The sequence below is a fragment of the Chryseobacterium sp. UNC8MFCol genome (assembly GCF_000482305.1).
GTDB lineage: Bacteria > Bacteroidota > Bacteroidia > Flavobacteriales > Weeksellaceae > Chryseobacterium > Chryseobacterium indologenes.
On the sequence record NZ_AXUZ01000016.1, the window covers coordinates 200,165 to 223,583 of the forward strand.

Annotated in this window: 20 protein-coding genes, 3 tRNA genes and 1 pseudogene; 19 read left to right on the forward strand and 5 right to left on the reverse strand. The window is 37.1% G+C overall.

What is annotated here, in order from left to right:
- Positions 1–35: 35 nt before the first annotated feature.
- The gene (locus M030_RS0111445; RefSeq protein ID WP_027373625.1) at positions 36–800 is read right to left on the reverse strand and encodes a hypothetical protein; all 765 of its coding nucleotides are present in this window, start codon (positions 798–800) and stop codon (positions 36–38) included.
- A gap of 56 nt (positions 801–856) precedes the next feature.
- Here M030_RS0111445 and M030_RS0111450 point away from each other — a divergent pair, with 56 nt between their 5' ends.
- Entirely contained in the window at positions 857–1,294 is a 438-nt protein-coding gene (locus M030_RS0111450; protein WP_027373626.1) for an RNA-binding S4 domain-containing protein, read from the forward strand.
- A gap of 12 nt (positions 1,295–1,306) precedes the next feature.
- On the opposite strand, the gene M030_RS0111455 is transcribed toward M030_RS0111450, so the two are convergent.
- The gene (locus M030_RS0111455) at positions 1,307–1,822 is read right to left on the reverse strand and encodes a shikimate kinase (RefSeq protein WP_027373627.1); all 516 of its coding nucleotides are present in this window, start codon (positions 1,820–1,822) and stop codon (positions 1,307–1,309) included.
- Between the two features lie 114 nt (positions 1,823–1,936).
- Between M030_RS0111455 and M030_RS0111460 the strand changes: the two genes are divergently transcribed.
- The 4 genes from M030_RS0111460 to M030_RS0111475 all read left to right on the forward strand — a co-directional run bounded on the left by M030_RS0111460 (position 1,937) and on the right by M030_RS0111475 (position 2,701).
- Positions 1,937–2,009: transfer RNA gene (locus M030_RS0111460), tRNA-Lys, on the forward strand.
- Between the two features lie 38 nt (positions 2,010–2,047).
- Positions 2,048–2,130: transfer RNA gene (locus tag M030_RS0111465), tRNA-Leu, on the forward strand.
- Between the two features lie 55 nt (positions 2,131–2,185).
- Positions 2,186–2,258: transfer RNA gene (locus M030_RS0111470), tRNA-Lys, on the forward strand.
- A 113-nt stretch (positions 2,259–2,371) separates the two neighbouring features.
- On the forward strand, positions 2,372–2,701 hold the full coding sequence (locus tag M030_RS0111475; RefSeq protein WP_027373628.1) for a hypothetical protein: 330 nt from the start codon (positions 2,372–2,374) through the stop codon (positions 2,699–2,701).
- A 67-nt stretch (positions 2,702–2,768) separates the two neighbouring features.
- Here M030_RS0111475 and panC read toward each other — a convergent pair whose 3' ends face one another.
- Positions 2,769–3,617 (reverse strand): pantoate--beta-alanine ligase, encoded by an 849-nt coding sequence (gene panC / locus M030_RS0111480; protein WP_027373629.1) that lies wholly within the window; start codon positions 3,615–3,617, stop codon positions 2,769–2,771.
- Positions 3,618–3,788: 171 nt separating this feature from the next.
- Between panC and M030_RS0111485 the strand changes: the two genes are divergently transcribed.
- From M030_RS0111485 to M030_RS0111525, 9 genes are all read left to right on the forward strand, one after another.
- The gene (locus M030_RS0111485; RefSeq protein ID WP_027373630.1) at positions 3,789–4,559 is read left to right on the forward strand and encodes a glycogen/starch synthase; all 771 of its coding nucleotides are present in this window, start codon (positions 3,789–3,791) and stop codon (positions 4,557–4,559) included.
- 14 nt (positions 4,560–4,573) lie between these two features.
- Entirely contained in the window at positions 4,574–6,217 is a 1,644-nt protein-coding gene (locus tag M030_RS0111490) for a DUF4270 family protein (RefSeq protein WP_081735613.1), read from the forward strand.
- A gap of 34 nt (positions 6,218–6,251) precedes the next feature.
- Positions 6,252–8,105 carry a glutamine--fructose-6-phosphate transaminase (isomerizing) gene (gene glmS, locus M030_RS0111495; RefSeq protein ID WP_027373632.1) on the forward strand — a complete coding sequence of 618 codons (1,854 nt, stop codon included), beginning with the start codon at positions 6,252–6,254 and terminating at the stop codon, positions 8,103–8,105.
- A gap of 108 nt (positions 8,106–8,213) precedes the next feature.
- Positions 8,214–9,635 carry a gliding motility lipoprotein GldK gene (gene gldK, locus M030_RS0111500; RefSeq protein ID WP_027373633.1) on the forward strand — a complete coding sequence of 474 codons (1,422 nt, stop codon included), beginning with the start codon at positions 8,214–8,216 and terminating at the stop codon, positions 9,633–9,635.
- Positions 9,636–9,693: 58 nt separating this feature from the next.
- Positions 9,694–10,386, forward strand: coding sequence for a gliding motility protein GldL (gene gldL / locus M030_RS0111505; RefSeq protein WP_027373634.1), 693 nt, complete (start codon positions 9,694–9,696; stop codon positions 10,384–10,386).
- Between the two features lie 52 nt (positions 10,387–10,438).
- Positions 10,439–12,031, forward strand: coding sequence for a GldM family protein (locus M030_RS0111510; protein WP_027373635.1), 1,593 nt, complete (start codon positions 10,439–10,441; stop codon positions 12,029–12,031).
- Positions 12,032–12,051: 20 nt separating this feature from the next.
- On the forward strand, positions 12,052–12,990 hold the full coding sequence (gene gldN / locus M030_RS0111515) for a gliding motility protein GldN (RefSeq protein ID WP_027373636.1): 939 nt from the start codon (positions 12,052–12,054) through the stop codon (positions 12,988–12,990).
- 140 nt (positions 12,991–13,130) lie between these two features.
- Positions 13,131–14,165 (forward strand): NAD(P)/FAD-dependent oxidoreductase, encoded by a 1,035-nt coding sequence (locus M030_RS0111520; RefSeq protein WP_027373637.1) that lies wholly within the window; start codon positions 13,131–13,133, stop codon positions 14,163–14,165.
- Between the two features lie 71 nt (positions 14,166–14,236).
- On the forward strand, positions 14,237–14,503 hold the full coding sequence (locus M030_RS0111525; protein ID WP_027373638.1) for a SemiSWEET transporter: 267 nt from the start codon (positions 14,237–14,239) through the stop codon (positions 14,501–14,503).
- A gap of 50 nt (positions 14,504–14,553) precedes the next feature.
- Here the strand turns inward: M030_RS0111525 and M030_RS0111530 are convergent, their stop codons facing one another.
- A complete protein-coding gene (locus M030_RS0111530; RefSeq protein ID WP_027373639.1) occupies positions 14,554–14,988 on the reverse strand; it encodes an META domain-containing protein in 435 nt (144 codons plus the stop codon).
- Between the two features lie 32 nt (positions 14,989–15,020).
- The gene (locus M030_RS0111535; RefSeq protein ID WP_027373640.1) at positions 15,021–15,413 is read right to left on the reverse strand and encodes a hypothetical protein; all 393 of its coding nucleotides are present in this window, start codon (positions 15,411–15,413) and stop codon (positions 15,021–15,023) included.
- Between the two features lie 648 nt (positions 15,414–16,061).
- Between M030_RS0111535 and M030_RS0111540 the strand changes: the two genes are divergently transcribed.
- From M030_RS0111540 to M030_RS0111565, 5 genes and pseudogenes are all read left to right on the forward strand, one after another.
- Complete coding sequence (locus M030_RS0111540) at positions 16,062–16,448, forward strand: hypothetical protein (RefSeq protein ID WP_027373641.1); 387 nt, start codon at positions 16,062–16,064, stop codon at positions 16,446–16,448.
- 144 nt (positions 16,449–16,592) lie between these two features.
- A complete protein-coding gene (locus tag M030_RS0111550; RefSeq protein WP_027373642.1) occupies positions 16,593–17,675 on the forward strand; it encodes an efflux RND transporter periplasmic adaptor subunit in 1,083 nt (360 codons plus the stop codon).
- Between the two features lie 7 nt (positions 17,676–17,682).
- Complete coding sequence (locus tag M030_RS0111555; protein ID WP_027373643.1) at positions 17,683–20,874, forward strand: efflux RND transporter permease subunit; 3,192 nt, start codon at positions 17,683–17,685, stop codon at positions 20,872–20,874.
- Positions 20,855–22,303: a TolC family protein gene (locus M030_RS0111560; RefSeq protein WP_027373644.1), complete on the forward strand. Its 1,449-nt coding sequence runs from the start codon at positions 20,855–20,857 to the stop codon at positions 22,301–22,303. Before M030_RS0111555 ends, M030_RS0111560 begins: the two co-directional genes overlap by 20 nt.
- 448 nt (positions 22,304–22,751) lie before the next feature.
- Positions 22,752–23,419, forward strand: a pseudogene (locus M030_RS0111565) (T9SS C-terminal target domain-containing protein); the annotation flags it as partial.

Genomic DNA, 23,419 nt, shown 5'->3' on the forward strand with positions numbered 1-23,419 from the left:
TCAGGACGGTTTTTTTATTAGTATATCTATTATATCTATTGTTGTTGTTCTGAAGTTTGCGCCTGATCGGCAGGTCTGTCCGATCTTCCGTAAATCTGGAAGTTGAAAACAAAAGATCTGTTTCTGTGAGACATGCTCAGGTAAGGATAGTGTGGGTTTCTTGCAAATGCGGCTCTCGAAGGAACAATAATTACCCCCTGAAGATTATAAGGCGTTTCGCTTGGAAGATTATCAAAAGCATTGAACTTTTGTAATGCTTCTCTAAACCCTGGTATCTGATAGTATTTTGCTTTTTTAGCAGCTTCTACAGTCGCATCATCCAATACCTTTTTCTTAACATAGTAATACATGGGGTCAATCACAGGAACTGTATAGCCGTCTATTGTATTAAAAAAAGTCTGCTGAGATGCAAATGCTACTTTTCCGTCTGTTTCAACAGCTATGAAAGAATAAGCCCTACCCATCATTTTAATAACGTCATCCGTCTTAATGACCTGCGGATTAGTCGTTGGCTGTGCACCTTCTCTTTTAATGTAAATAGTTCCGGAAGGTAGTTTTTCATTAGGTAATTCAGACAATTTTTTGTATTTGTCATCAGTAGTATCAGTGGCACTGAAAGGTTTTATATTCCCCTGTACATCCAGATAGTTTTCGTCCATAAATTTCTTAATAGACTGATCATCATAGCTATCCTGGGTGGCAACATCTGCAGGTTCTTGATAGCCTACCACTTCATCATCTTTTTTACATGCAGAAAAGCATAAAGATCCTACAAGGGTATATAAAAATATTTTTTTCATTTCAAAAAACTTTTAATTACTTTACAAATAATATAACGGCAAAAGTATAAAAAATTATGAGAATAGATAAATTTTTATGGAGCATTCGTTTTTATAAAACAAGAAGTATTGCAGCAGAAGAGATTAAAAAGAACAGAGTTTCTATCGGAACGTCTGCCGTAAAGTCATCTAAAGAGGTAAAAGAAGGGGATGTTATCAAAATTCGTAAAAATCAGATTGATTACAAAATAAAGGTTATCCAGATTCCTAAAAGCAGAATTGGAGCCAAATTGGTCCCACTTCACATACAGGATGTGACGGATAAAGAACAATATGAATTGTTAAAACTTCGCAAAATGTCACAGGATTATTACCGTAATAAAGGTGAAGGAAGGCCAACTAAAAAAGACAGAAGAGATATGGATGATTATGTAGGTAATGATATCGATTCAGATTTTACAGATTGGGATGACTTCTTTGGAGAAACAGGTGACGAAACAGAAGGTGACGATTAAAATAAAAAAGCTCTAGGGATAGAGCTTTTCTATTATTTCGTTGACGATCTCTTCCGGATCACGCGAATCTGTTCCTACTGTAAATTGAGCCTTACTATAGAACTGATTTCTTTCAAACAGGTGTTTAGCAATGAACTCCGGGAGATCCTCATCGGATATATTGGCTATTAAAGGTCTTTTTTCCTTTTGCTTAGACAATCTTTCTACCAAAGTGCCCACAGAGCTCCTTAAAAAGAAGCTTTTCGAATTGTGGTTGATGATCTCCATATTATTATAGTAAACAGGAGTTCCTCCGCCAAGGCTTAAAACTACATTTTCTTCAGAGGCAAGAATCTCTTCCAGAGCCTCTCTTTCAAGCTTTCTAAAATAAATTTCTCCTTTTTTTTCGAAGATTTCCGGAATCGTTAATTTGTTCTTTCTCGAAATCTCTTTATCAAGGTCTATCAATTTGAAATTTATTTTCTCGCTTAATATTTTGGAAACGTGAGATTTGCCACTGCCCATGTATCCGATCAATGAAACTATCATGAATTTTTTTTAAACAAATTTGCGAAAAAGTTTTGAGATAAAGAAAAAAGTCATATCTTTGCACCACTTAAAACAAGGGACATTACTTAAATGAAACTTGATGCATAAGTGGCCGACTCGGTAGCTCAGCTGGTAGAGCAATACACTTTTAATGTATGGGTCCTGGGTTCGAATCCCAGCCGGGTCACAAGCAAAAAAAGTTACTGGAATTTTGTAATTTTTATTGCCTGCGTGGTGAAATTGGTAGACACGCCATCTTGAGGGGGTGGTTTCCTAAGGATGTGCTGGTTCGAGTCCAGTCGCAGGCACTGCAAAGAAAATTTAATAATTAATAGTGAAATTTATTCATTTTTAATTGTGGCCGACTCGGTAGCTCAGCTGGTAGAGCAATACACTTTTAATGTATGGGTCCTGGGTTCGAATCCCAGCCGGGTCACAAGTTTACTGAAAAGTAAATTTTTTTCATATTAATATTTTGTGATTTGGTGTTTCAAAGGCTTCCTTCCGGAGGCCTTTGATTTTTTATATTAAACCTTTACTTAGGGGAATATGAGTATTATTAATGAAGAATTAGCCTGGGTGCTATTAATTGCTTTGCTGTCAGCAGGAATTTTCTACTTGATTTTTCTATTTCATGTCATTAACGGGAATAGAAAAGCGGGCAAAGAAAATATAACACTAAAACAAACCTTGTCATATGGTTATATTGCGGGTGGCGTGATCTTATTTGGACTGCAATCAATCTGTTTATTTTGTCTTAGCATCAGCAATGGAATGATACAGGATATTGTGGCTGTGATACTCCTTGCGGTGTTGTTTCTTTCCCCTGTTATTATTTTATTATCAGGATGGTATTATAACAGAATAAAAAAACTCTGATTATAGAGTCTGAAAGACTTTCATAACCAGAGTCGGAGATTTTATTTTGCTGTATGTTATTTTGGAATTAATCCAAATGCATATTGTCAATTAATCTAACACCGTCTACTACAACTACAATGAAAGCTCTGTAGTTTCTATCCTTGTAAAAGAAATCAGTTTCTTTTAAAGTATCTTCATCGGCAATCAGAAAGTACTCAAGTCTCATTCCCTGTTGCTGATCGAAAATGTCTGTCACTCTTTCTTTGATCTCAGGGACGGAAACTGTTCTGAACCAGTCGTTCACTTTTTTCAACGTTTCATAAATTACTTTTGAAGTTTCTTTTCGGTCTTCATGCAGCCTCTGGTTTCTTGAGCTTAAAGCCAGTCCGTTTTCTGCCCGATAAATAGGGACTCCTTTTATGTTAACCGGAAGATGTTTTTTCTCAACCATTTTTTTGATGATCGCAAGCTGTTGAAAGTCTTTTTCACCAAAGTAGGCGTTGTCCGGCTGTACTTGTCTGAAAAGCTCTTCCACCACAGTTCCTACACCATCAAAATGTCCCGGTCTGGATTTTCCCTCCATTTCATTTTCTAATCCGTCGTAGTCGTAATGCTGGCTTTCTGCCTTTTCAGGATATATATCTACGACTTCAGGAATATAAACGGCATCTACCAGTCCTGAATTTTCCAGAATTAAAATATCTCTGTTGATATCTCTCGGATACTTCTCAAGATCCTCAGGATTGTTGAATTGAGTAGGATTTACAAAAATTGAAGAAATAACAAGATCATTATCTTTTCTTGCTTCTTCATAAAGAGAAAGATGGCCTTTATGAAGTGCTCCCATAGTAGGGGCAAAGCCAATTCTTTTTCCCATTTCTTTCTGTCTTTCAATGAAATCCTTCAGGGCTTTACTGTTTTTAATAACTTCCATAGTTTATTTTAATACTAATTCAAAATTACTAAAAATATCACATAATAAGGTGTGTTTTTAATAATTTGAAAATCGGAATTTTCGTAAAAAAATGTTAATTAAAATAATGTTGGATGTTTTTTTGTAATTTTGCACATTAAAGCATTTTTACAAAAATTAGATAGAAAGTTTATGCCGAATCAAAAAATACTGTACATTACTACAGAGATGTATCCATATCAGGAAGATACAAATATGGCTGCTGTGGTAAACAAAATGGCACTTAAGATGCACAATGAAGGCAATGATGTAAGAGTTTTTATGCCAAGATTTGGACAAATAAGTGAGAGGAAATTCCAACTTCATGAGGTGATCCGTCTTTCAGGAATGAATATTATTATCAATGACCTGGACCAGCCCTTAATCATTAAAGTAGCGTCTCTTCCGGGGGAAAGACTTCAGGTATACTTTATTGACAATGAAGAATACTTCAAAAGAAAGCAGTACTATTTTGACGACGAAGGGAATCCTTTCGATGACAATGACGAGAGAGCTATTTTCTTTGCAAGAGGAGTTATCGAAACCATCAAGAAACTGAACTGGGTTCCTGATGTTATTCATCTGAACGGATGGATGGCTTCTTTTGTTCCAATTTATCTTAAAACTTACTACGAATCAGATACTTATTTCAAGGACGCGAAAATTGTTCTTTCTCTGTACAACGAGAAGGATGCAGATCTTGATAAAAAGATTGATGAAAAGTTGAAGTTTGATAATATTTCAGGATTAAAAGCGTTAGATAACCCAACAATTAAAAGTTTTGTTATCGAAAGTATGAACTATGTAGATACGGTAGTGAAGGGCGATGAGTTTCTTGACGAAGACCTTGACCAGGCATTTAAAGAAACGGCTACTCAAAAATCAGAGTATCTTGATGTAGATTCTATAAACCAACTTTATTAAAAAACACATTTTTAATGACTCATACTCTTAAAAGGACTTTCGCCGTGCTTTTACTGGCGATTTTCGGAAGTACAATCCTTTATAACTGTGAACCGGATCCGGATGCTCTCGGAGAGCAGCTGTTTAACAATGATGCAGCACAAGGTACGGAAGTTTCATATCCCGTTGTAGCATACAACTCCAGCAATAACGACTCAATCAGAAGTGATGCATCCAGACTTATTAACTCATTAAACACCACAGGTGGAGGTCTTTCCGTTGGGGTGTTAGGAGCTTTTAAAGATTCACAATTTGGTATGCAGAAGGCATCGTACGTTACGCAGTTCAGAATGCCTACCGATAATTTTGATTTTAACGGGCCTAATGCGAAAGTAGATTCCGTAGTTTTGGTATTGAGAACTCCTGCGAATACGGCTGATGATACTTATTATATCACTGATTCAATCAAAGCACCGGGCGCTTATGATAAAAATGACTTCCCGGTAGGTGATGAAAAAGTTGCGGTTTCCATTGAGAAAAAATCTTATCCTGTACGTAAATATGGTAATTATAAAACCATGAAATCAATGAAGATTAACGTACATGAAATTACAACTTTCCTTGATATAAACACAGAAAGTCTTACCCGTTCGAATCTAAACGTTGGTCTTGGTGAAAAATTAGGATCAGCAACTTTTGACGGCAATGTAAGTACCGTGACTGTGACGAAAAAGTCTGATAATACCAATGTGTTTACAGGTAATTTAGGATTTAGAATAAAATTGGATAATACCGATTTCTTCCAAAACCGTATTATTGCTAAAAAAGGTAAGCCTGAGCTTCAGGATGCTTCAAACTTTGTGAGATATATCAGAGGACTTAGAATTTCTACAGAAAGTAATGACGGTTATCTTTTCCAGTTTGCACCTGATGATATGGAAATGATTATGTATTACAAATATGATGTAACCAATAATGGAGTAGTAACCCGTCCTCAGACTTCTTTGAAATTTTCTATGGGAAGTCCTAATGCTCATGTGGGACAGTATGAGTATGACAGAACAGGATCTGCTCTGGCTAATGCACCAGCAAGCGATCCTATAGGTGGAGATGCAAGACTTTTTGTACAGGGAATGGGTGGACCATCCGTCAATGTGAAAATTCCTGATGAAAAAATTAACGAGCTTAAAGCTTTATTTGAAAAAGATAAAATAGGTATCGTTGGAGCTAAAATCAGATTTTTTGTAGATCCTCAATCTCAAAACTGGACGAATATTACAAATACGATAAGTGGAGATCGTAAATTTAATCTTGTTCCGGTAATTACAGACGATAAAGGAAAAATTGATCTTACTCAGTTTACTTCAGATGCTTTAAACGGATTTAATATTTATACGTATACTCCGAAAAAGGACCCTGTACCGGAATATTATGATTTTGTAATTACAAAAACCCTTAAAGATATCGTTGAAGGTAAACTGGTAAATAATAAATTAGCTGTTAATACTCCTTTCCTTATCAATATGGGATCATTTGTGAGAAATGCTTCAGGAGCTCCTGTAGGTGCGAGATACACAACCAGAGCATTTGATATGAGCAGAGTCATTTTAACAGGTACAACTAAAGATTCAAACCCTTACAAAACTCAGTTGATAGTTACGTACGGAAAGAAAAAATAAAACACAATAAACAACAACACTAGACAAAATAAATATGTGCGGAATAGTAGGATATACAGGTTTTCAGGATGCTTATGATATTGTAATCAATGGGCTTAGAAGACTAGAATACAGAGGATATGACAGTGCCGGAATTGTTTTAGAAGGTTCAGACAATAAGCTTGAAGTAGAAAAAACAAAAGGTAAAGTTGATGATTTGGTGAATATTTCGAAAGATTTAAAAGGAAAATTCAAAGTGGGGATGGGACATACGCGTTGGGCAACTCACGGAGTACCAAGTGACAGAAACTCCCACCCGCATTTGTCAAATAACGGTAAAATAGCAATTGTACACAACGGGATCATTGAAAATTATGATACCATCAAAACAATGCTTACAGAAAAAGGATTTTCTTTTAAATCAGAAACAGATACTGAAGTATTGGTGAATTTAATCCAGTATTTTATGGATCTGAACCCTGAAATAGATTTCCCGACAGCAGTAAGATATGCATTGAATGAAGTATATGGGGCGTATGCCATTACAGTACTTCATGAAGATTATCCTGGCGTTTTGGTCGTAGGAAGATTAGGATCTCCATTGGCGATCGGAATCGGTGATAAAGAATATTTTATTGCTTCTGATGCTTCTCCTTTTGTGGAATTTACAAAAGAAGCTATTTACCTTGAAGAAGGACACATGGCGACCATTTCTCTTGAAAATGGAGTAGATATCAGAACCATCAATGAAAACTCTAAGATTGAGCCTGAAATTCAGAAACTAAAATTAAGCTTAGAGCAGATTGAAAAAGGAGGTTATGAGCATTTCATGCTTAAAGAAATCTTTGAACAGCCAAAATCCATTCACGATACTATGAGAGGTAGACTTCTTGTAGATGAAGGAGTTATCAAAATGGCAGGAATCTGGGATCATGTTGAGAAGTTTAAAAATGCCAACAGGATTATTATCATCGCTTGTGGAACTTCATGGCATGCAGGTCTTATCGGGGAGTATCTTATCGAAGAATATGCAAGAATTCCTGTAGAAGTAGAATATGCTTCTGAATTCAGATACAGAAACCCTATTATCACAGATAAAGACGTTGTTATTGCCATTTCTCAGTCAGGAGAAACAGCAGATACAATGGCAGCCTTAAAATTAGCTAAAGAAAAAGGAGCATTTATATATGGTATATGTAATGTAGTAGATTCTTCTATTGCGAGGATTACAGATGCCGGTTCATATACCCATGCAGGCCCTGAAATTGGGGTAGCTTCTACAAAAGCATTTACTGCTCAGCTTACCATTCTTACATTAATAGCTTTCAAATTAGGAAAACATAACGGGAATTTAGGAAATGCAGACTTTATGAGTCTTATTGCCGAGCTTGACGCAATTCCTAAAAGAGTAGAAGACGTACTAAACTCTACCCATGAGCAAATTCAGGAGATTGCAAAAGATTTTGTAGCCACTACAAACTTCCTTTATTTAGGAAGAGGATACAACTATCCGGCAGCTCTGGAAGGTGCTTTAAAATTAAAAGAAATTTCCTATATCCATGCAGAAGGATATCCGGCAGCAGAAATGAAGCACGGACCTATCGCATTGATAGACGAAAACATGCCGATTGTTATTATAGCCCCTAAAAAAGGTCACTATGATAAAATAGTAAGTAATGTTCAGGAAATTAAGGCAAGAAAAGGAAAAGTTATTGCTGTCGTTAATAAAGGTGATCGCCAGGTTAGCGAAATGGCAGACTATGTTATTGAAATTCCTGAGACATCAGAATGCTTCTCTCCGATTGTGGCTTCAGTACCTCTACAACTGCTTGCATACTACATTGCAGTATATAGAGGAGCGAACGTAGATCAGCCGAGAAACTTAGCAAAATCTGTAACTGTGGAATAAAAAATTGTTGTAAATAAAATAAATTTAGATTTCTTTCGTTATTTCAAAATAAATCTTAAAAGTTTCTTAAAAAAATTATATATTTACGGCTTAATTATAAAAATTAACATGAAAAGGATATTTCTTTTATTATTGTCTGCGTCGGTAGCATCGGTATCTTGTTCAGGTGGTGGCAGCTCTTCTGTAGGGAAGCCAGGAACAAAAGGAGAATTGATACCAAGAGAAAAAACTAAATCATTTGTTGCGGAAAGACCATACGGAATGGTGGCGATTCCTGCAGGTTCATTTGTGGCTGGTTTAGCAGACCAGGATCCAACAAATACACCTGAAAAAGCATCATTGAAGACAGTTACTGTTTCTTCTTTCTTCATGGATGAAGCAGAAACTACCAATTCAGAATACAGGGTATTTATCAATTATGTAAGAGATTCTATTGCAAGAACTTTACTTGCCGAAGCTGCCGGAGAAGGTGGTGACGAAGGCGGACGTAGAGGTGCAGCTATAGGAGATTACGCATACCTTGCTAAAAAAGAAGAAAATTTAACTCCTTATCAGGAATATATGGAAGGTCAGGGCGGCCGTGAAGACGGAACCTATGACGCAAGCAAAAGACTGGACTGGAAAATCCCATTACACTGGAGTACTTCAAAATACCCGGATGTAGAATATGCGGAAGTTTTGGAATCTATGTATTTGCCTGCTTCTTCCAGAATAGGAAACGAAAGAATTTTAGATGTAAGTAAGCTTAAATATACGTACCGTTGGGGAGATATGGATGCTGCACTTGCGGATAACGAAAGAGGAGCCAATTACCTGAAGAGTCAAAGTATTGCGATTTATCCTGATACGACTGTTTGGGTAAAGGATTTCCACTTTGCTTACAATGAGCCATTATTTGAACAATACTTCTGGCACAAGGCTTACAAAAACTACCCTGTAGTGGGAGTAACCTGGGATCAGGCAAGAGCTTATTGTAACTTCAGATCTAAATTAAAGACAGACTACAACGAAAGCCTGAAAAGAAAAAAACAAAGACCATTGCAGTTCCGTCTTCCGACAGAAACAGAATGGGAATATGCTGCAAGAGGTGGAATGCAAAATGCTACTTATCCTTGGGGTGGTCCGTATTTAATGGACGACAGAGGTTGCTACTTAGCCAACTTCAAACCTAAGAGAGGTAACTACATGGAAGACGAGAAAAAAGGTACTTATACATATACAGCTCCAGTTAAGAAATTTAAGAAAAATGGATTTGGGTTATTTGATATGGCTGGAAACGTTTCTGAGTGGACAGAATCTGCTTACAACAATTCTTCATATGGATTCTCTTCTACATTAAATCCTTCTACTAAAGATAAAAAGGATGTAAAAAAATCTGTAAGAGGTGGATCTTGGAAAGATATAGGATATGCGTTGATGACAGGGGCAAGAGATTGGGAAAGAAAAGATTCAGCAAGAAGCTATATCGGATTTAGAACTGTACAGGATATTCCTGAAGCAGCTGTTAAGCCAAGAAGAGTTAATAGATAATAACAAAACAATTATTTTTCAATACAATTTTATTTAACATTAAAAAAACTAACTCAATATGTTTAAGACTAAAGATGCTTGGATGAATTTCTTCTATTCATTCGGTGCTGCAATTGTAATTCTTGGAGCTTGGCTTAAAATTACTCACATTACCCTGGGACCAATTAACGGTAATATAGCTCTTACAGTAGGGCTTATTACAGAGGCAATTATCTTTATCATTTTTGCATTTGACCCTCCGAAAACTGAAGAGTCTTATGCCTGGGAAAATGTTTATCCTGAATTATTAGATAAACATGCCAACCCAAACCCATTGCATTCTAACGTAACAACAAGAAATACAGGTGCTCAGTTTGCTGAATTAGAAAACTCTCTTTCAAACAAATTAGATAAAATGCTTGAAGATGCTAGACTAGACGTTCAATTATTTGAAAGACTAAGAACAGGTATCGACAAGTTCTCAAATTCTGTTGACCAGATTAACCAAACGGTGGACGTTTCGGCTTCTACTCATAAATATAACGACCAGCTTAATAAAGCAGCTCAGCATATGGAAAGCATGAATGCCTTATACGCCATGCAGCTGGAAAGCGGTAAAAAACAATCGGAATTTGCCAATAAATATGTAGCAGATATGCAAAAATCTGCTGAGCAATCTGAAAAATTCAATCAAGAACTACAAGGTTTAACATCTAATCTAAACAACTTAAATAGAGTTTATGGTGGTATGCTAACTGCTATGAAGTCTTAATTCCTAACCATTTCTAAATTTAACTACTTAATCAAAAAACAAAAAACAGAAAATGGCACAAGGAAAACAGACCCCTCGTCAGAAGATGATCAACCTGATGTATCTGGTGTTCATCGCGATGATGGCCCTCAATATTGATGCAGAAATCATCAGATCATACTACGACTCTACCAGAGCATTGAATGAAACCAGAACTTTAACGGAGAAGAAAAACGAAAAGATCTTTGAAAAAACGCTTGAAGCTAAAGCACAACAAGTTCCCGATACTTATGCTAAACCTTGGGAGGATTACAAAGTATTAAAGAGCAAAATTGATGCACTCGTGAAATCAGCTCAGGATGTTAAGGTTTTATTAAAAAAACAATCCGAGTTTCATGATAAAGATCCTAAAACCGGAAAAGATATTGATGTAAGCGAAAATTTTGCGGCATTAAATAATAATGAAGCTACTACTGAATACTTCTTTAACGAAGGAGATGAAAACTCACCTTCAAAGAATGCACTGGACTTAAAAGCTAAAATCGATGACGTAAGAAATTATATCAACGCAACTTTTGGGAATAATGCACAGCTTAGAGATTTAGTAGACAGAGCCAACAAGTCTTTGATTGCAGAATATCCTAAAGGAAAATCTCCAAACGAAAAGACCTGGTTCCAGAATAAATTCTATCATCAGCCGCTTATCGCTGCAATATCTAATCTGGAAATTATCCAAAATGATGCCAGAAATGTTCAGTCTGATGCATTAGCATTATTACTTCAGGAAAAAGTTGATGCAAGCATTAAATTCACAAGCTATGAGCCGATTATTTCCGGACCTACCGATATTCAGGCGGGTAAACAAGCGGAGATAAAAGTAATGTTAGGAACTTATTCTAATAGCAATAAGATCAACATTTCAGGAGTAAGCAGACAAGAAAATGGTAAAGGTATTATTCCAATCTCAGGTGCTGGAATTGGAGAACATAAATTAGGAGGTACTATTACATTAACAGATGCTTCAGGTAAACCACAAAGTTTCCCATGGACTCATACGTATAATGTTATCGCCGGACCAAGAGAAGTTAAACTTGAAAAAGGATTGCTACTTTCTGCCGATAAGATGAATGTAATGTACAGGGGACTTGAAAACCCTGTTTCAGGATCAATCTTAGGTGCAGACAACTCAAAACTTTCATTATCAGCTCCGGGTGCTAGCGTAAGAAATACAGGACCAGGAAAATGGATTGTAAAACCTTCTACAGGTACAACTGTGAAGCTGACCTTATCCGGTGTAGATCCTTATGGAAAATCAGTATCTCAGGTATTTGAATACAGAATTAAGAATGTACCGCCACCTCAAGGTCAGATGAGAGGTCAGAATGTATTGTCGATGCCGGCAACTTCTATCCCGAATCAGTCTGTGCAGGCAGCGATTCCTGACTTCGACTTCCCGGTTTCATTCACTGTAACTCAGTTTATGGTAAGAGTACCTGGCAGAGCAGCATTACTGATTCATGGTAACTCATTAAATGATGCAGCAGGATTAATTAAAAATCTAAGAAGTGGAGATGTTGTTTCAATCTTTGATATTAAAGCAACTGCTCAAGGTTTAGAAGGACAACAGATTAAAAATATTACTCCTATATTAATTAACGTTCAATAGGACTAAAATTGTAATAGATTATGAAAAAATATATTAGTACCCTTTTAGTATTAGTTTCGGGATTTGCTTTTTCCCAGACTATTCTGAACGCTTCTTCTCCGGAAGAGTTTAGAAAGATGAGAGAGGAGAACAAACAAAAAGTTGGTGATACTATTATAGATAAAACAGTAAAGCCTCTTGAATACGGATTTGTTGAAGATAAAGATATCCTTAAAAGTATGTTTGTTTGGGAAATCATTGACATGAATGATAAGATCAATCAGCCATTCTATTATGACAATCCGGACGGCCTTCTTTCCACTCCTACAAGATCTTTATATCAGCTATTGCTGGATGCAGCTTTAACAGGTAAAATAGAGCAGGTATATGATGATGAAAATTTTACGGTAAAACTTTCACCTGAAGGAATTCAGAAAAGATTGGAGAATGTTAGAATCAACGATGCTGCTATCGACATTTTAAATTCAGGAAGACAATTAACTGATAAGGAGAAAAAAGAATATACAGACGTATTTAAGACAACTACCGATAAAGTAAAAGTTCTTAAAATTATGGGAATGTGGTTCGTTGATAAAAGAGACGGTCAGATGAAATACAGACCTCTTGGTATCGCAGCTATGGGGCCTGATCCTGCCGTACAGGGAGTTATCGGACCGGATGGTAAACCCATCGCAGGAAATGATGAACTTATAGACCTGTTCTGGATATTCTATCCTAATGCAAGAGATGTTTTAGCAAACAATTATGTTTTCAACAGAAAAAACTCTTCTGCTGACTTATCTTTCGATGATATCATCAATGCAAGAAGATTCTCTTCAGTGATCTATAAATCTTCCAGTGGTTTAGGAGACGGTACAATCAAAGATTATATCCCTAAAGATGCTGATGATCAGATAGATGAAAGTGATAGAATAAAAAAGCAGATTCTTGAAATGGAAAATGATATGTGGAATTACTAGATTTCACTTGATATTTATACAAAACCTGAGTATTTTTACTCAGGTTTTTTTATGATGAAATTGCCCTTTGATATATTGTCAATCGGTAATCAGTAATGTAAGCGATTGTATATAACCTTTAAGTAAATGAAATTTTCCATATGAAAAATGTAGATTATATTATTGTAGGAGATGGATATGCCGGACTGTTCTTTGCCCATCAGTTAATCAGAAATAATAAATCATTCGTGATTTTTTCTGAAGGCAGAAAAAGTGCCTCCCAGGTCTCAGCCGGAATTATCAATCCCGTTGTTCTTAAAAAGTTTACGACATTCTGGAAAGCACAGGAGCAAATTGATTTCCTCAAAAACAGCCTCAGGGAAATAGAGACATATACAGGGAAGAACTACCTCATAGATGCACCTATTCACAGGATTTTTCATGATGAAAACGAACAGAAACTTTGGCTGAAAAAATCAGCGAATGAAGAATTATCAGGTTTTCTCAGTGAAAAATTTGAGCGTTTAAATGGAGTAAAAAACGACTTTCAGTCAGGAAAGGTCAATCAGTCTGCCAGACTTGATGTAAATGGATTTTTCAGCGGTTTATTCGATTATTTTGAAAAAAATGATTTTTTGATCAGAGAAAAATTTGAATATACACAGTTGGATCCGGCACGAGCAATATATAAGGATTTTAGTTTTAAAAATATTATTTTCTGTGAAGGGATGCGTGTCAGAGATAATCCCTACTTTTCTGAAATCAGTGTAAATCCGAATAAGGGACATCACATAAAAGTCAGGCTTTCTCAGCCAATTCCCGAAAACATAACCATAAAGAAAAAACATTTCTTATTTCCCACAGGAACAGGACTGTATTTTTATGGTGGAACTTACGACAGAGACCAACTTCATCATCATATTGATGAATCGGCAGTTGACCAACTGGTCAAAGGACTTTCTGAAATCTATCCGTATGATTTTGACGTGAAAGAGGTACATTTCGGTTTCAGACCTACGGTAAAAGACAGAAGGCCAATAATTGGAAGACATGAAACTCATGATAATTTATACGTATTCAATGGCCTTGGAGCAAGGGGAATTCTTAACGGGTGTTACTTTGCAAGAGACCTGTACCGTTGTATTGAAGAAGGTGTTCCGTTGCATGAAGAAGTTTCATCGGACAGGTTTAAGTAATCTAAGCTTTTCTTCAGTAACCGAAGTGTAAAGAAAATAATAAGATGATATAATTTTAAAGATGACAGCTTATGAATGAAAACCTCTTAGGTATTATTGCAGGAGTACTGACTTCCATCTCCATGATTCCCCAGCTTATCAAAGTTATCCGGGAGAAAAATGTCGAAGATATTTCATTGCTTATGCTTTTGGTTCTTATTTCAGGACTATCATTATGGGTGTGGTACGGTTTTGTCAAAGATGAATTACCCATTATCCTTTCCAATGCATTTGCTGTTCTGGTGAATCTCAGTCTTCTTGTATGCTACATAAAGTACAACAAAAGAAAACAATTTTAATCACAAAAAAAGCCCCGCAATTGCAGGGCTTTTATATTGTATATCTTTCTTTATTGAAGGACAAATTTAGCCAGAGGAGCCATCTTTGCTTTGTTCAGAGTTAATGTATTTCCATTTACAGAATAGTTATCTGCTGAAAGCAGGGCTTTAGTAAACTGATTTTCAATATCAAGGTCTTCACAAGCCATCATCGTAGACATTCCCTGATTGAATTTGATTCTCATCACGTCCTGCTTGATCTCAAAGGTACCGCCTAATCCGTTACAACCGGCATGCCCTTCATATCTCATTCCTTTCATATCAAGTTTGAAATGAGGATTATTTTTAGGGTTTTTCAGTTGGATAGGCTGTCCGTTAAGCTCTGTAAGTTTCCACGTTTTGCCGGTGATATCTGTTGCTGCAGGCTTCTGCGCAGTTTGGGTATTACAGGAAACAAGAAATACGCTTAGAAAAAGAGCTGATAAAAAGTAATATAAGCTTTTCATAATTTTAAATTTAAACATTTGTTTAATATATGCTAATATGATGCCATTTTTGCAGGATCCGATTCTTTTTTAGCCTGTTTAAGGTGAAACAGAACCATATCTACATTCTTCTTCAGGAACGTGATATTACCCTTAATTTCAGAATATTGATACTCTTCATTTGAAGCGGTATATTCCGGTAAAGCATCGCTTTTTTTAAGGTCATAAGTTTTGCCGTTTAAATGTATGGTCGCTGTATTTTTAGTTTGGTTGATCGTAACTTCTATTTTTTCTCCATAGCTGTCGACGTATACATTTTTGGAGATGTTATCCGTATTTTCGGGAGCGGCTGCCGTAACGTTTTCTGCTTCTTTACTCGGATGTTTACACGCTGTTGAGGAAAGGACTGCCAATCCGATAAGGATCGGTGTTAATAAATTTTTCATAGTGATAAGTGATTTTAAAGTGTTTCATGAATTATTGTGTTAATACTATATAAAAATACGAATATTTTTAATAAATATATGTTAATTTTACATAAACTAACAATGTATTTTAATCGGGTCCTGATGAAAGGACCATTTTAAAACACTTTTCGTGAAAAAACTAAAAACTAATAATAATTGTTAAGGATTTTAGATTGAAAGATGCTGTGCTGTTTTTTTAATGGGATTATTTTCAATCAGATAAGTTGTTGTTTTTTCGTAGTTCATTTGTTGTTGTAATTTGCGGCAAAAATAATTCAAAAATCAGAGAATAACAATAGATGTATGTGAATTATTTGAATTCATGATAAAATTTAGTTTTTTGTAGGTATGTCATTCTTTGATAGGGAATTAGTTTAGAAATTTTATTCTATAAAAACTGAAGAAGAAATGGGTGGCCAGCCCGGTTTTTTATCAATATATTGGCTGAAATATGTTTTTTTTCTTAGCTGCCTGTTACTATTTTTTACGATCTGGATTTTTTAATCATACCAAGAAGACGGTTTAATTTTTCTTACATTTTTCCATTCAGCTTATTTAAAGATTCGTTAAATTTTGTTAATCTACTATGATGGTATGATAATGTAAGTGTACATTTGCAACTTCAAAATGAGAAACTATATCATATATTTTTTAACAAGTCTTTTTTTGCTTTTTGTGGTAGAAAGCCGGCTTAATGTTAAAACACTCCGGAATGATTATTCCGGCCATGTTTCTCATCACCTTCCTAAAAGGGCTAATCGCCTCAACCAGACTTTTGAAAAACTTTCTATTCAGCAAATAGCAGATACTATTGATAATTCATCCTTAGAACTTGTGGAGAATGATTTTCAATTATCTGATATAATGCAGACGATTGCTGTATTTGCAGGAGTCTTCAACCTGATTTATATTTTCGGATTAAAAAGCTATAAACGTTTTAGACAAAACATTCATGGCTTCGTCTTTGGCCTTGCTACCAAAAGATTTATTTTGATCCGTTCCCTAAGAATTTAAAATCCTTTTTTCTTGTTTTCTACCTGTTTGCGGGCAGGAAACACTGCGTTGTGTATGTTGGTAGTCATCACTTCGTAGTCCTCTTTATTACCATTTTTATTTCTATTCACAACATTAACGATTTATACAAACTCTAGAATTATGATAAAAAGAGTTGCCTCAGGCATTGCGCTAAGCATTCTCCTATTGATGGTTGGCTGCAACAAGAAAAAAGAAGAAAAGGAAGAGGTTACAGTATACCCTGTGACAGTTCCCGTGGTAATGGATACGGTGATCAATAAAGAATATGTAGCTCAGATCCAGTCTGTGAAAAATATTGAAGTACGTGCACAGGAGAAAGGGTTTTTGGAAAAAATATTCGTCGACGAGGGACAATATGTTCATGCCGGCCAGACACTGTTCAGAATTATGCCCAAACTCTATCAGGCAGAGCTATTGAAAGCAAAAGCAGAAGTGGAGCAGGCTTCTATTGAATTGAAAAATGCCAGTACCTTGGCAGGAAATAATATTGTCTCTAAAAATGAAAGAGCAATGGCTAAAGCTAAGCTGGATGCTGCCAATGCAGAAATGAAGCTGGCTCAGATTCACCTGTCGTTTACCGATATTAAAGCTCCGTTTTCAGGAATTATCAACAGACTTCCCCTTAAACTGGGAAGTCTTGTCGATGAAGGTGATTTGCTCACTTCATTATCTGATAATACCAATATCTATACGTATTTTAATGTTTCCGAACCTGAGTATCTAAGCTATCAGACACATGTTGCCGACAGAGGCACAGATCAGGTATCATTGATTACCGCAAATGGTGAAGTATACCCTGAAAAAGGACTTATCCAAACCATAGAAGGAGAATTCGACAATGAAACCGGAAATATTGCTTTCCGTGCTAAATTCCCTAATCCCAATAAACTCCTTAGAAATGGCGAAACAGGTAAAGTCCAGATGACGATGCCGGTTCATAATGCTTTAATTATTCCCCAGAAAGCAACCTATGAAATCCAGGATCAGAAATATGTTTTCGTTGTTGATAAAAACGGAACGGCAAGATCACGAAATGTTAAGATCGCTTATGAGCTTCCAGATCTTTATGTAGTGGGATCAGGACTTTCAAAAGGTGACCAGATCCTTTTGGAAGGAGTACAGAAAGTAAAGGATGATCAGAAACTGAAAACAAAATTCCAGGATCCTAAAAAAGTTCTTCAGTCATTGAAACTAAAAGCAGAGTAGTAGAGGTATGTTTAAAAAATTCATTCGCAGACCTGTTCTGTCTATTGTAATCTCATTGATTATTGTGTTTATGGGAGTTCTGTCACTGGTAAAGTTACCGGTAACACAATTTCCCTCTATTTCTCCACCTAAAGTAAATATTACGGCAGAATATCCCGGAGCCAACAACGAACTCTTGATTAAATCTGTTGTTATCCCTCTGGAAAGAGGTCTGAACGGAGTGCCGGGTATGAAATATATGACATCCGATGCCGGAAATGATGGTGAAGCCTCCATCCAGATTGTTTTTGATTTGGGTACAGATCCCAACGTAGCAGCTGTAAACGTTCAGAACCGTGTATCTTCAGTTGTGAATAAACTGCCGCCACTGGTAGTCCGTGAAGGGGTAAAGATCACCCGTGAAGAACCGAATATGCTGATGTACATTAACCTGTACAGTGATGATCCCAAAGCAGATCAGAAATTCCTTTTCAACTATGCGGATATCAACGTGATGTCCGAATTGAGAAGGGTAAGCGGGGTAGGTTTTGCCGACATTCTGGGAACCCGTGAATATGCCATGCGTATCTGGCTTAAACCAGACAGGCTTACAGCTTACAGTATTTCAGCTGATGAAGTGATGGAAGCTCTGAACGACCAGAGTTTAGAGGCTTCGCCGGGAAAAACAGGTGAAAGTTCCGGGAAGAGATCGCAGTCGTTCGAATATGTGTTAAAATATCCGGGACGTTTCAACAACGAAAAGGATTATGGAAATATTATTTTAAAAGCAAAACCTGACGGTGAATCCGTAAGGTTGAAGGATGTTGCTGATATTGAATTCGGAAGTTCAATGTATGACATTTATTCCACGCTCAACGGAAAACCTTCTGCCGCTATCACAGTAAAACAGTCTTACGGTTCTAATGCCAGTGATGTTATCAAAAATGTAAAAGCATTGATGAAGGACCTGGAAAAAAATAATTTCCCTAAGGGGATGCACTATGAAATTAGTTACGACGTGTCCAGATTCCTTGATGCATCTATGAAAAAGGTAATACACACACTGTTTGAAGCCTTTATTCTGGTGGCAATTGTGGTGTTCTTATTCCTTGGAGACTGGCGTTCTACTTTGATTCCGGCGCTGGCAGTTCCGGTTTCATTAGTGGGAACTTTTGCAGTCATGTCCGCTTTTGGAATTACATTGAACATGATTTCACTCTTTGCCCTGGTAATGGCAATCGGGGTGGTGGTAGATGACGCGATTGTAGTTATTGAGGCCGTACATGCCAAGATGGAAGAAAAGAACCTCTCTCCTCTAAAGGCAACAGAAGAAGCGATGCACGAAATTAGTGGGGCAATCATTGCTATTACTTTGGTGATGGCATCGGTATTTATCCCGATTGCATTTATGTCCGGTCCTGTGGGGGTATTTTACCGTCAGTTCTCAATTACTATGGCTTCCTCCATTATTTTATCAGGAGTGGTAGCTTTGACATTAACGCCTGCTTTGTGTGCCTTAATCCTTAAAAACAATCACGGAAAAGCTAAAAAGAAAACTCCGGTTACGGTTTTCCTTGAAAAATTCAATAATCTTTTTACAAAAGGAGCCGGCAAGTATGAGAAAATGCTGAATAAAACAGTGACAAAGAAAACTATTACCCTTCCTTTGTTGCTGGCATTTTGTGCCTGTACTTTTTTCCTTAGTAATTCGCTTCCTTCAGGATTTATACCTGCCGAAGACCAGGGGATGATTTATGCGATTATTCAGACTCCTCCCGGATCTACATTAGAAAGGACGAACCAGATTGCAAGAGAACTTTTGAGAGAATCTGAAGATATTGATGGTGTACAGTCCGTTTCTTCACTGGCAGGATATGAAATTTTGACCGAGGGTACCGGATCCAATTCAGGAACCTGTCTGATCAATCTTAAAAGTTGGGAGGAACGTAAAGAATCTGCCGCTGAAATTGTAGAAAAACTGGAAGAGAAAGCTAAAAATATTCCGGGAGCCAATATTGAATTTTTCCAACCGCCTTCCGTTCCCGGATATGGAGCTGCCGGTGGATTTGAACTTCGTTTACTGGATAAAGCGGGAAGTGGTGATTATCATAAAATGGAACAGGTGAGCAGTGATTTTGTAAAGGAGCTGAAAAAACGTCCGGAGCTTGGATCTGCATTTACCTTTTATTCTGCGAGTTTCCCTCAGTACATGCTGAAAATTGATAATGATCTTGCTGAGCAAAAAGGAGTGACAATTGCCAAAGCCATGGATAATTTGTCAACATTAATAGGCTCCAATTATGAAACAAGCTTTATCCGTTTCGACAGACCTTATAAAGTTATTGTTCAGGCCGGGCCGCAATACCGTGCATTGCCTACCGATCTTTTAAAATTATATGTGAAAAACGACAAAGATCAGATGGTGCCCTATTCAGATTTTATGAGGCTGGAAAAAGTGTATGGTTTATCTGAAATGACCAGACATAATATGTACAATTCAGCTCAGGTAAGTGGAACTCCGGCACCGGGATACAGTAGTGGACAAGCCATTAAAGCTATTCAGGAAGTTGCTGATAAAACGCTTCCGAGAGGCTTTGGTATCGACTGGGCCGGAATCTCTAAAGATGAAGTGAGCCGTGGAAACGAGGCCATATTTATTTTTCTTGTCTGCCTGGGATTTGTTTATCTGATTCTTTCGGCACAATATGAAAGTTTTATCCTTCCGCTTCCGGTTATTTTATCCCTTCCCGTAGGTATTTTCGGGGCATTTTTATGCTTAAAACTCTTAGGACTGGAAAATAATATCTATGCACAGGTGGCGATGGTAATGCTTATCGGTCTTTTAGGAAAAAATGCAGTATTGATTGTAGAATTTGCAGTACAGAAGAAAGCAGAAGAAGGAATACCTGTTGCTAAGGCTGCTATTGAAGGAGCTGCCATTCGTTTCCGTCCTATCCTGATGACGTCATTTGCCTTTGTTGCCGGGCTTATTCCATTAGTTGTCGCTACAGGGCCGGGTGCTGTTGGTAACCGTACCATTGGAACAGCGGCGGCAGGAGGAATGCTGATCGGAACCATTTTCGGTCTGATGATTATTCCGGGACTGTATTACATCTTCGGAACAATAGCAGAGAAATCGAAACTGGCAAAATATGAAGAAGAAAATCCTTTAACAGAACAAACTGAACCTTATAAACACGATGGAAAATTCGAAGATTAAAAATATATTCATAGCCTTAGCTTTATCGCTTGTTCTGGCAAGTTGTAAAGCGCCGATGGCAACAGTCATAAAAGATGAGGTAAAAGAAACGATACCTCAAAATTTTAATCAGGAAGAACAACAGGATGCTAATAACAACAGCGGGACAACACCGTGGAGACAGTTTTTCACAGATCCGAACCTGGTAAGTCTCATTGAAACGGCATTAAAGAATAATCAGGACCTCTTGATTACCCTTCAGGAAATTGAAATTGCCAAAAGTGGTGTATTAGCCAAAAAAGGAAAATTAAGTCCCACTGTCTCTGCTGCTGTAGGAGCAGGATTGAAAAAAGCAGGCCGCTATACCAGTGAAGGGGCAGGAGATGCGAGCACAGAAATGGAACCGGGGAAACCTATTCCTGATCCTTTAGGGAATTTTGAAGGTGGCTTAATGGCCAACTGGGAAATTGATATCTGGAAAAAACTCAGAAATGAAAAAGAATCAGCAGTAGCTCATTATCTTTCCACAGTGGAAGGAAAAAACTTTGTGTTATCTAACCTTATTGAAGAAGTAGCTGATGACTACTACGAATTATTGGCACTGGATAACCAACTGGATATAATACAACAGTATATCAAGCTTCAGCAGAAAGCACTGGAGATTTCCAAAATTCAGAAGGAGGCGGCAGCAGCGACAGAGCTTGCGGTAAAGAAATTTGAAGCTGAGCTGGCTAAGTCAAAAGCGACAGAATATACCATCCGCCAGCAGATTACGGAGAAGGAAAATGAAATCAATGCCTTACTGGGAAGATATCCGCAACCGATTATCAGGGCAAAGGAGAATTTCATGTCAACCATTCCGCAGACGATTTATACGGGAATTCCTTCACAGCTTCTTGCAAACCGCCCCGATATCAAACAGGCAGAGCTGGAATTAAAAGCGTCAAAACTGGATGTTCAGGCGGCCAGAAAAGAATTTTATCCGTCTCTGGAAATTTCAGCAACATTAGGACTGGAAGCTTTTAAACCTTCCTATCTGGTAAAAATGCCGGAATCTATTGCATATAATCTGGTAGGAGAGCTGGCGGGCCCGTTGATCAATAAAAGTGCCATCAAAGCCAATTTCCAAACTGCGGATGCAAAGCAGGTTCAGGCATTGTACGAGTATGACAAGACTATTTTGAATGCTTATCTGGATGTGGCCAATCTGATGTCAAAAATTAAAAACATTGATCAGTATTATCAGTTAAAATCTCAGGAAACAAAAGCGCTGGATCAATCCATTGATATTGCCAACCAATTGTTCCGAAACTCCAGAGCAGACTATCTTGAAGTTCTGTTGAATCAAAGAGATGCTCTGGATGCTAAAATGGATCTTATAGAAGCCAAACAAAAACAACTAAGTACCGTAGTCGATATTTACAAAGGTTTGGGAGGCGGCTGGAAATAAAACATCATAATTCAGTTCAACAAACAGTTAATGTTTGAGGGGGTAATTCTTTAGAGTTACCCCTTTTTTATTACGTCAAGTTTTGTCGTTTTTAAGGAGTATTTTGGACCAAGAATTTAATAATAAGCAGTAAGCTGTTGATTGTGAGATTTGTCAGTATGCTTTTTACTGTAAAAAAAGTAAATTTGCGGAAAATTAATAATTGAATGTATCTCAAAAATAAGACACAAATGAAAAAATACTTGAAGATATTCCTCGCGGGATGTGTTTTCCGGCTTACTTAGCCTAAAAAATAATTGTGTAAACCTTATGCTAAAAATAGTTTCTGGACTTTCTGAAAAGTAATCCCGGTTATTGTAAACTATTGCATATAAAAATTACAATAAAAATACACAGTAGATCATTGTTTAAAATTGTATTTAATCCTATTTTTCAAAAAATAATGCATATGAAAAAAATTTATCTCGGCGCATCTGTCGTATGCGCATTCTTACGGGTGTCTGCCCAGGAAGTTCTCTGGCAGAAAGACATCAGGTCTTCCACTCAGGATTTTCTCAGCCAGGTCACTACGACAATTGACCAGCAGTATCTTATTACAGGCAGTTCTATCCGGTCAGCAAGCACGAAGCCGGAGGCTGGAAAACAACAGAATAACGGTTACGATTTCCATGCAGTCAAACTCAACCAACAGGGAGAGCAGGCTTGGGAAAAGTATTTCTCAGGATCAAATCATGATTATCTATCCTCTACAGTAACCACTCAGGATGGAGGATTTCTCTTGGCCGGAACTTCTTATTCCGGGAAAGGATTGGACAAAAAAGATGATTCCAAAGGCGGCTCAGATATCTGGCTGATCCGTATCAATGAGTTTGGAGATGAATTATGGCAGAAAACGCTTGGAACCTCGGCGGATGAAGAAGCCAGGGCAGTTATTCAGACTACCGATTTAGGATTTTTTGTAGCCGGAAATGTACAAAATTCATCAAAAGGATATGGCTCCAAAGATGTCCTGATCACCCGATTGGACAAAGACGGAAAAGAATTGTCACAATTGATTGTAGGGGGAAAAGGTCTGGATGAAGTTGAGAAGATGATTCCGACCAGGGATGGAGGAGC

What these genes read in the sequence shown, in the direction of transcription:
- M030_RS0111445 (WP_027373625.1), bottom strand. Translation starts at nt 800, where the DNA reads ATGAAAAAAATATTTTTATATACCCTTGTAGGATCTTTATGCTTTTCT.
- M030_RS0111530 (WP_027373639.1), bottom strand. Translation starts at nt 14,988, where the DNA reads ATGAAAAGCTTATATTACTTTTTATCAGCTCTTTTTCTAAGCGTATTT.
- gldL (WP_027373634.1), top strand. Translation starts at nt 9,694, where the DNA reads ATGTTTAAGACTAAAGATGCTTGGATGAATTTCTTCTATTCATTCGGT.
- M030_RS0111450 (WP_027373626.1), top strand. Translation starts at nt 857, where the DNA reads ATGAGAATAGATAAATTTTTATGGAGCATTCGTTTTTATAAAACAAGA.
- M030_RS0111555 (WP_027373643.1), top strand. Translation starts at nt 17,683, where the DNA reads ATGTTTAAAAAATTCATTCGCAGACCTGTTCTGTCTATTGTAATCTCA.
- M030_RS0111490 (WP_081735613.1), top strand. Translation starts at nt 4,574, where the DNA reads ATGACTCATACTCTTAAAAGGACTTTCGCCGTGCTTTTACTGGCGATT.
- glmS (WP_027373632.1), top strand. Translation starts at nt 6,252, where the DNA reads ATGTGCGGAATAGTAGGATATACAGGTTTTCAGGATGCTTATGATATT.
- gldK (WP_027373633.1), top strand. Translation starts at nt 8,214, where the DNA reads ATGAAAAGGATATTTCTTTTATTATTGTCTGCGTCGGTAGCATCGGTA.
- M030_RS0111455 (WP_027373627.1), bottom strand. Translation starts at nt 1,822, where the DNA reads ATGATAGTTTCATTGATCGGATACATGGGCAGTGGCAAATCTCACGTT.
- M030_RS0111510 (WP_027373635.1), top strand. Translation starts at nt 10,439, where the DNA reads ATGGCACAAGGAAAACAGACCCCTCGTCAGAAGATGATCAACCTGATG.
- M030_RS0111475 (WP_027373628.1), top strand. Translation starts at nt 2,372, where the DNA reads ATGAGTATTATTAATGAAGAATTAGCCTGGGTGCTATTAATTGCTTTG.
- M030_RS0111535 (WP_027373640.1), bottom strand. Translation starts at nt 15,413, where the DNA reads ATGAAAAATTTATTAACACCGATCCTTATCGGATTGGCAGTCCTTTCC.
- panC (WP_027373629.1), bottom strand. Translation starts at nt 3,617, where the DNA reads ATGGAAGTTATTAAAAACAGTAAAGCCCTGAAGGATTTCATTGAAAGA.
- M030_RS0111525 (WP_027373638.1), top strand. Translation starts at nt 14,237, where the DNA reads ATGAATGAAAACCTCTTAGGTATTATTGCAGGAGTACTGACTTCCATC.
- M030_RS0111560 (WP_027373644.1), top strand. Translation starts at nt 20,855, where the DNA reads ATGGAAAATTCGAAGATTAAAAATATATTCATAGCCTTAGCTTTATCG.
- M030_RS0111485 (WP_027373630.1), top strand. Translation starts at nt 3,789, where the DNA reads ATGCCGAATCAAAAAATACTGTACATTACTACAGAGATGTATCCATAT.
- gldN (WP_027373636.1), top strand. Translation starts at nt 12,052, where the DNA reads ATGAAAAAATATATTAGTACCCTTTTAGTATTAGTTTCGGGATTTGCT.
- M030_RS0111520 (WP_027373637.1), top strand. Translation starts at nt 13,131, where the DNA reads ATGAAAAATGTAGATTATATTATTGTAGGAGATGGATATGCCGGACTG.
- M030_RS0111540 (WP_027373641.1), top strand. Translation starts at nt 16,062, where the DNA reads ATGAGAAACTATATCATATATTTTTTAACAAGTCTTTTTTTGCTTTTT.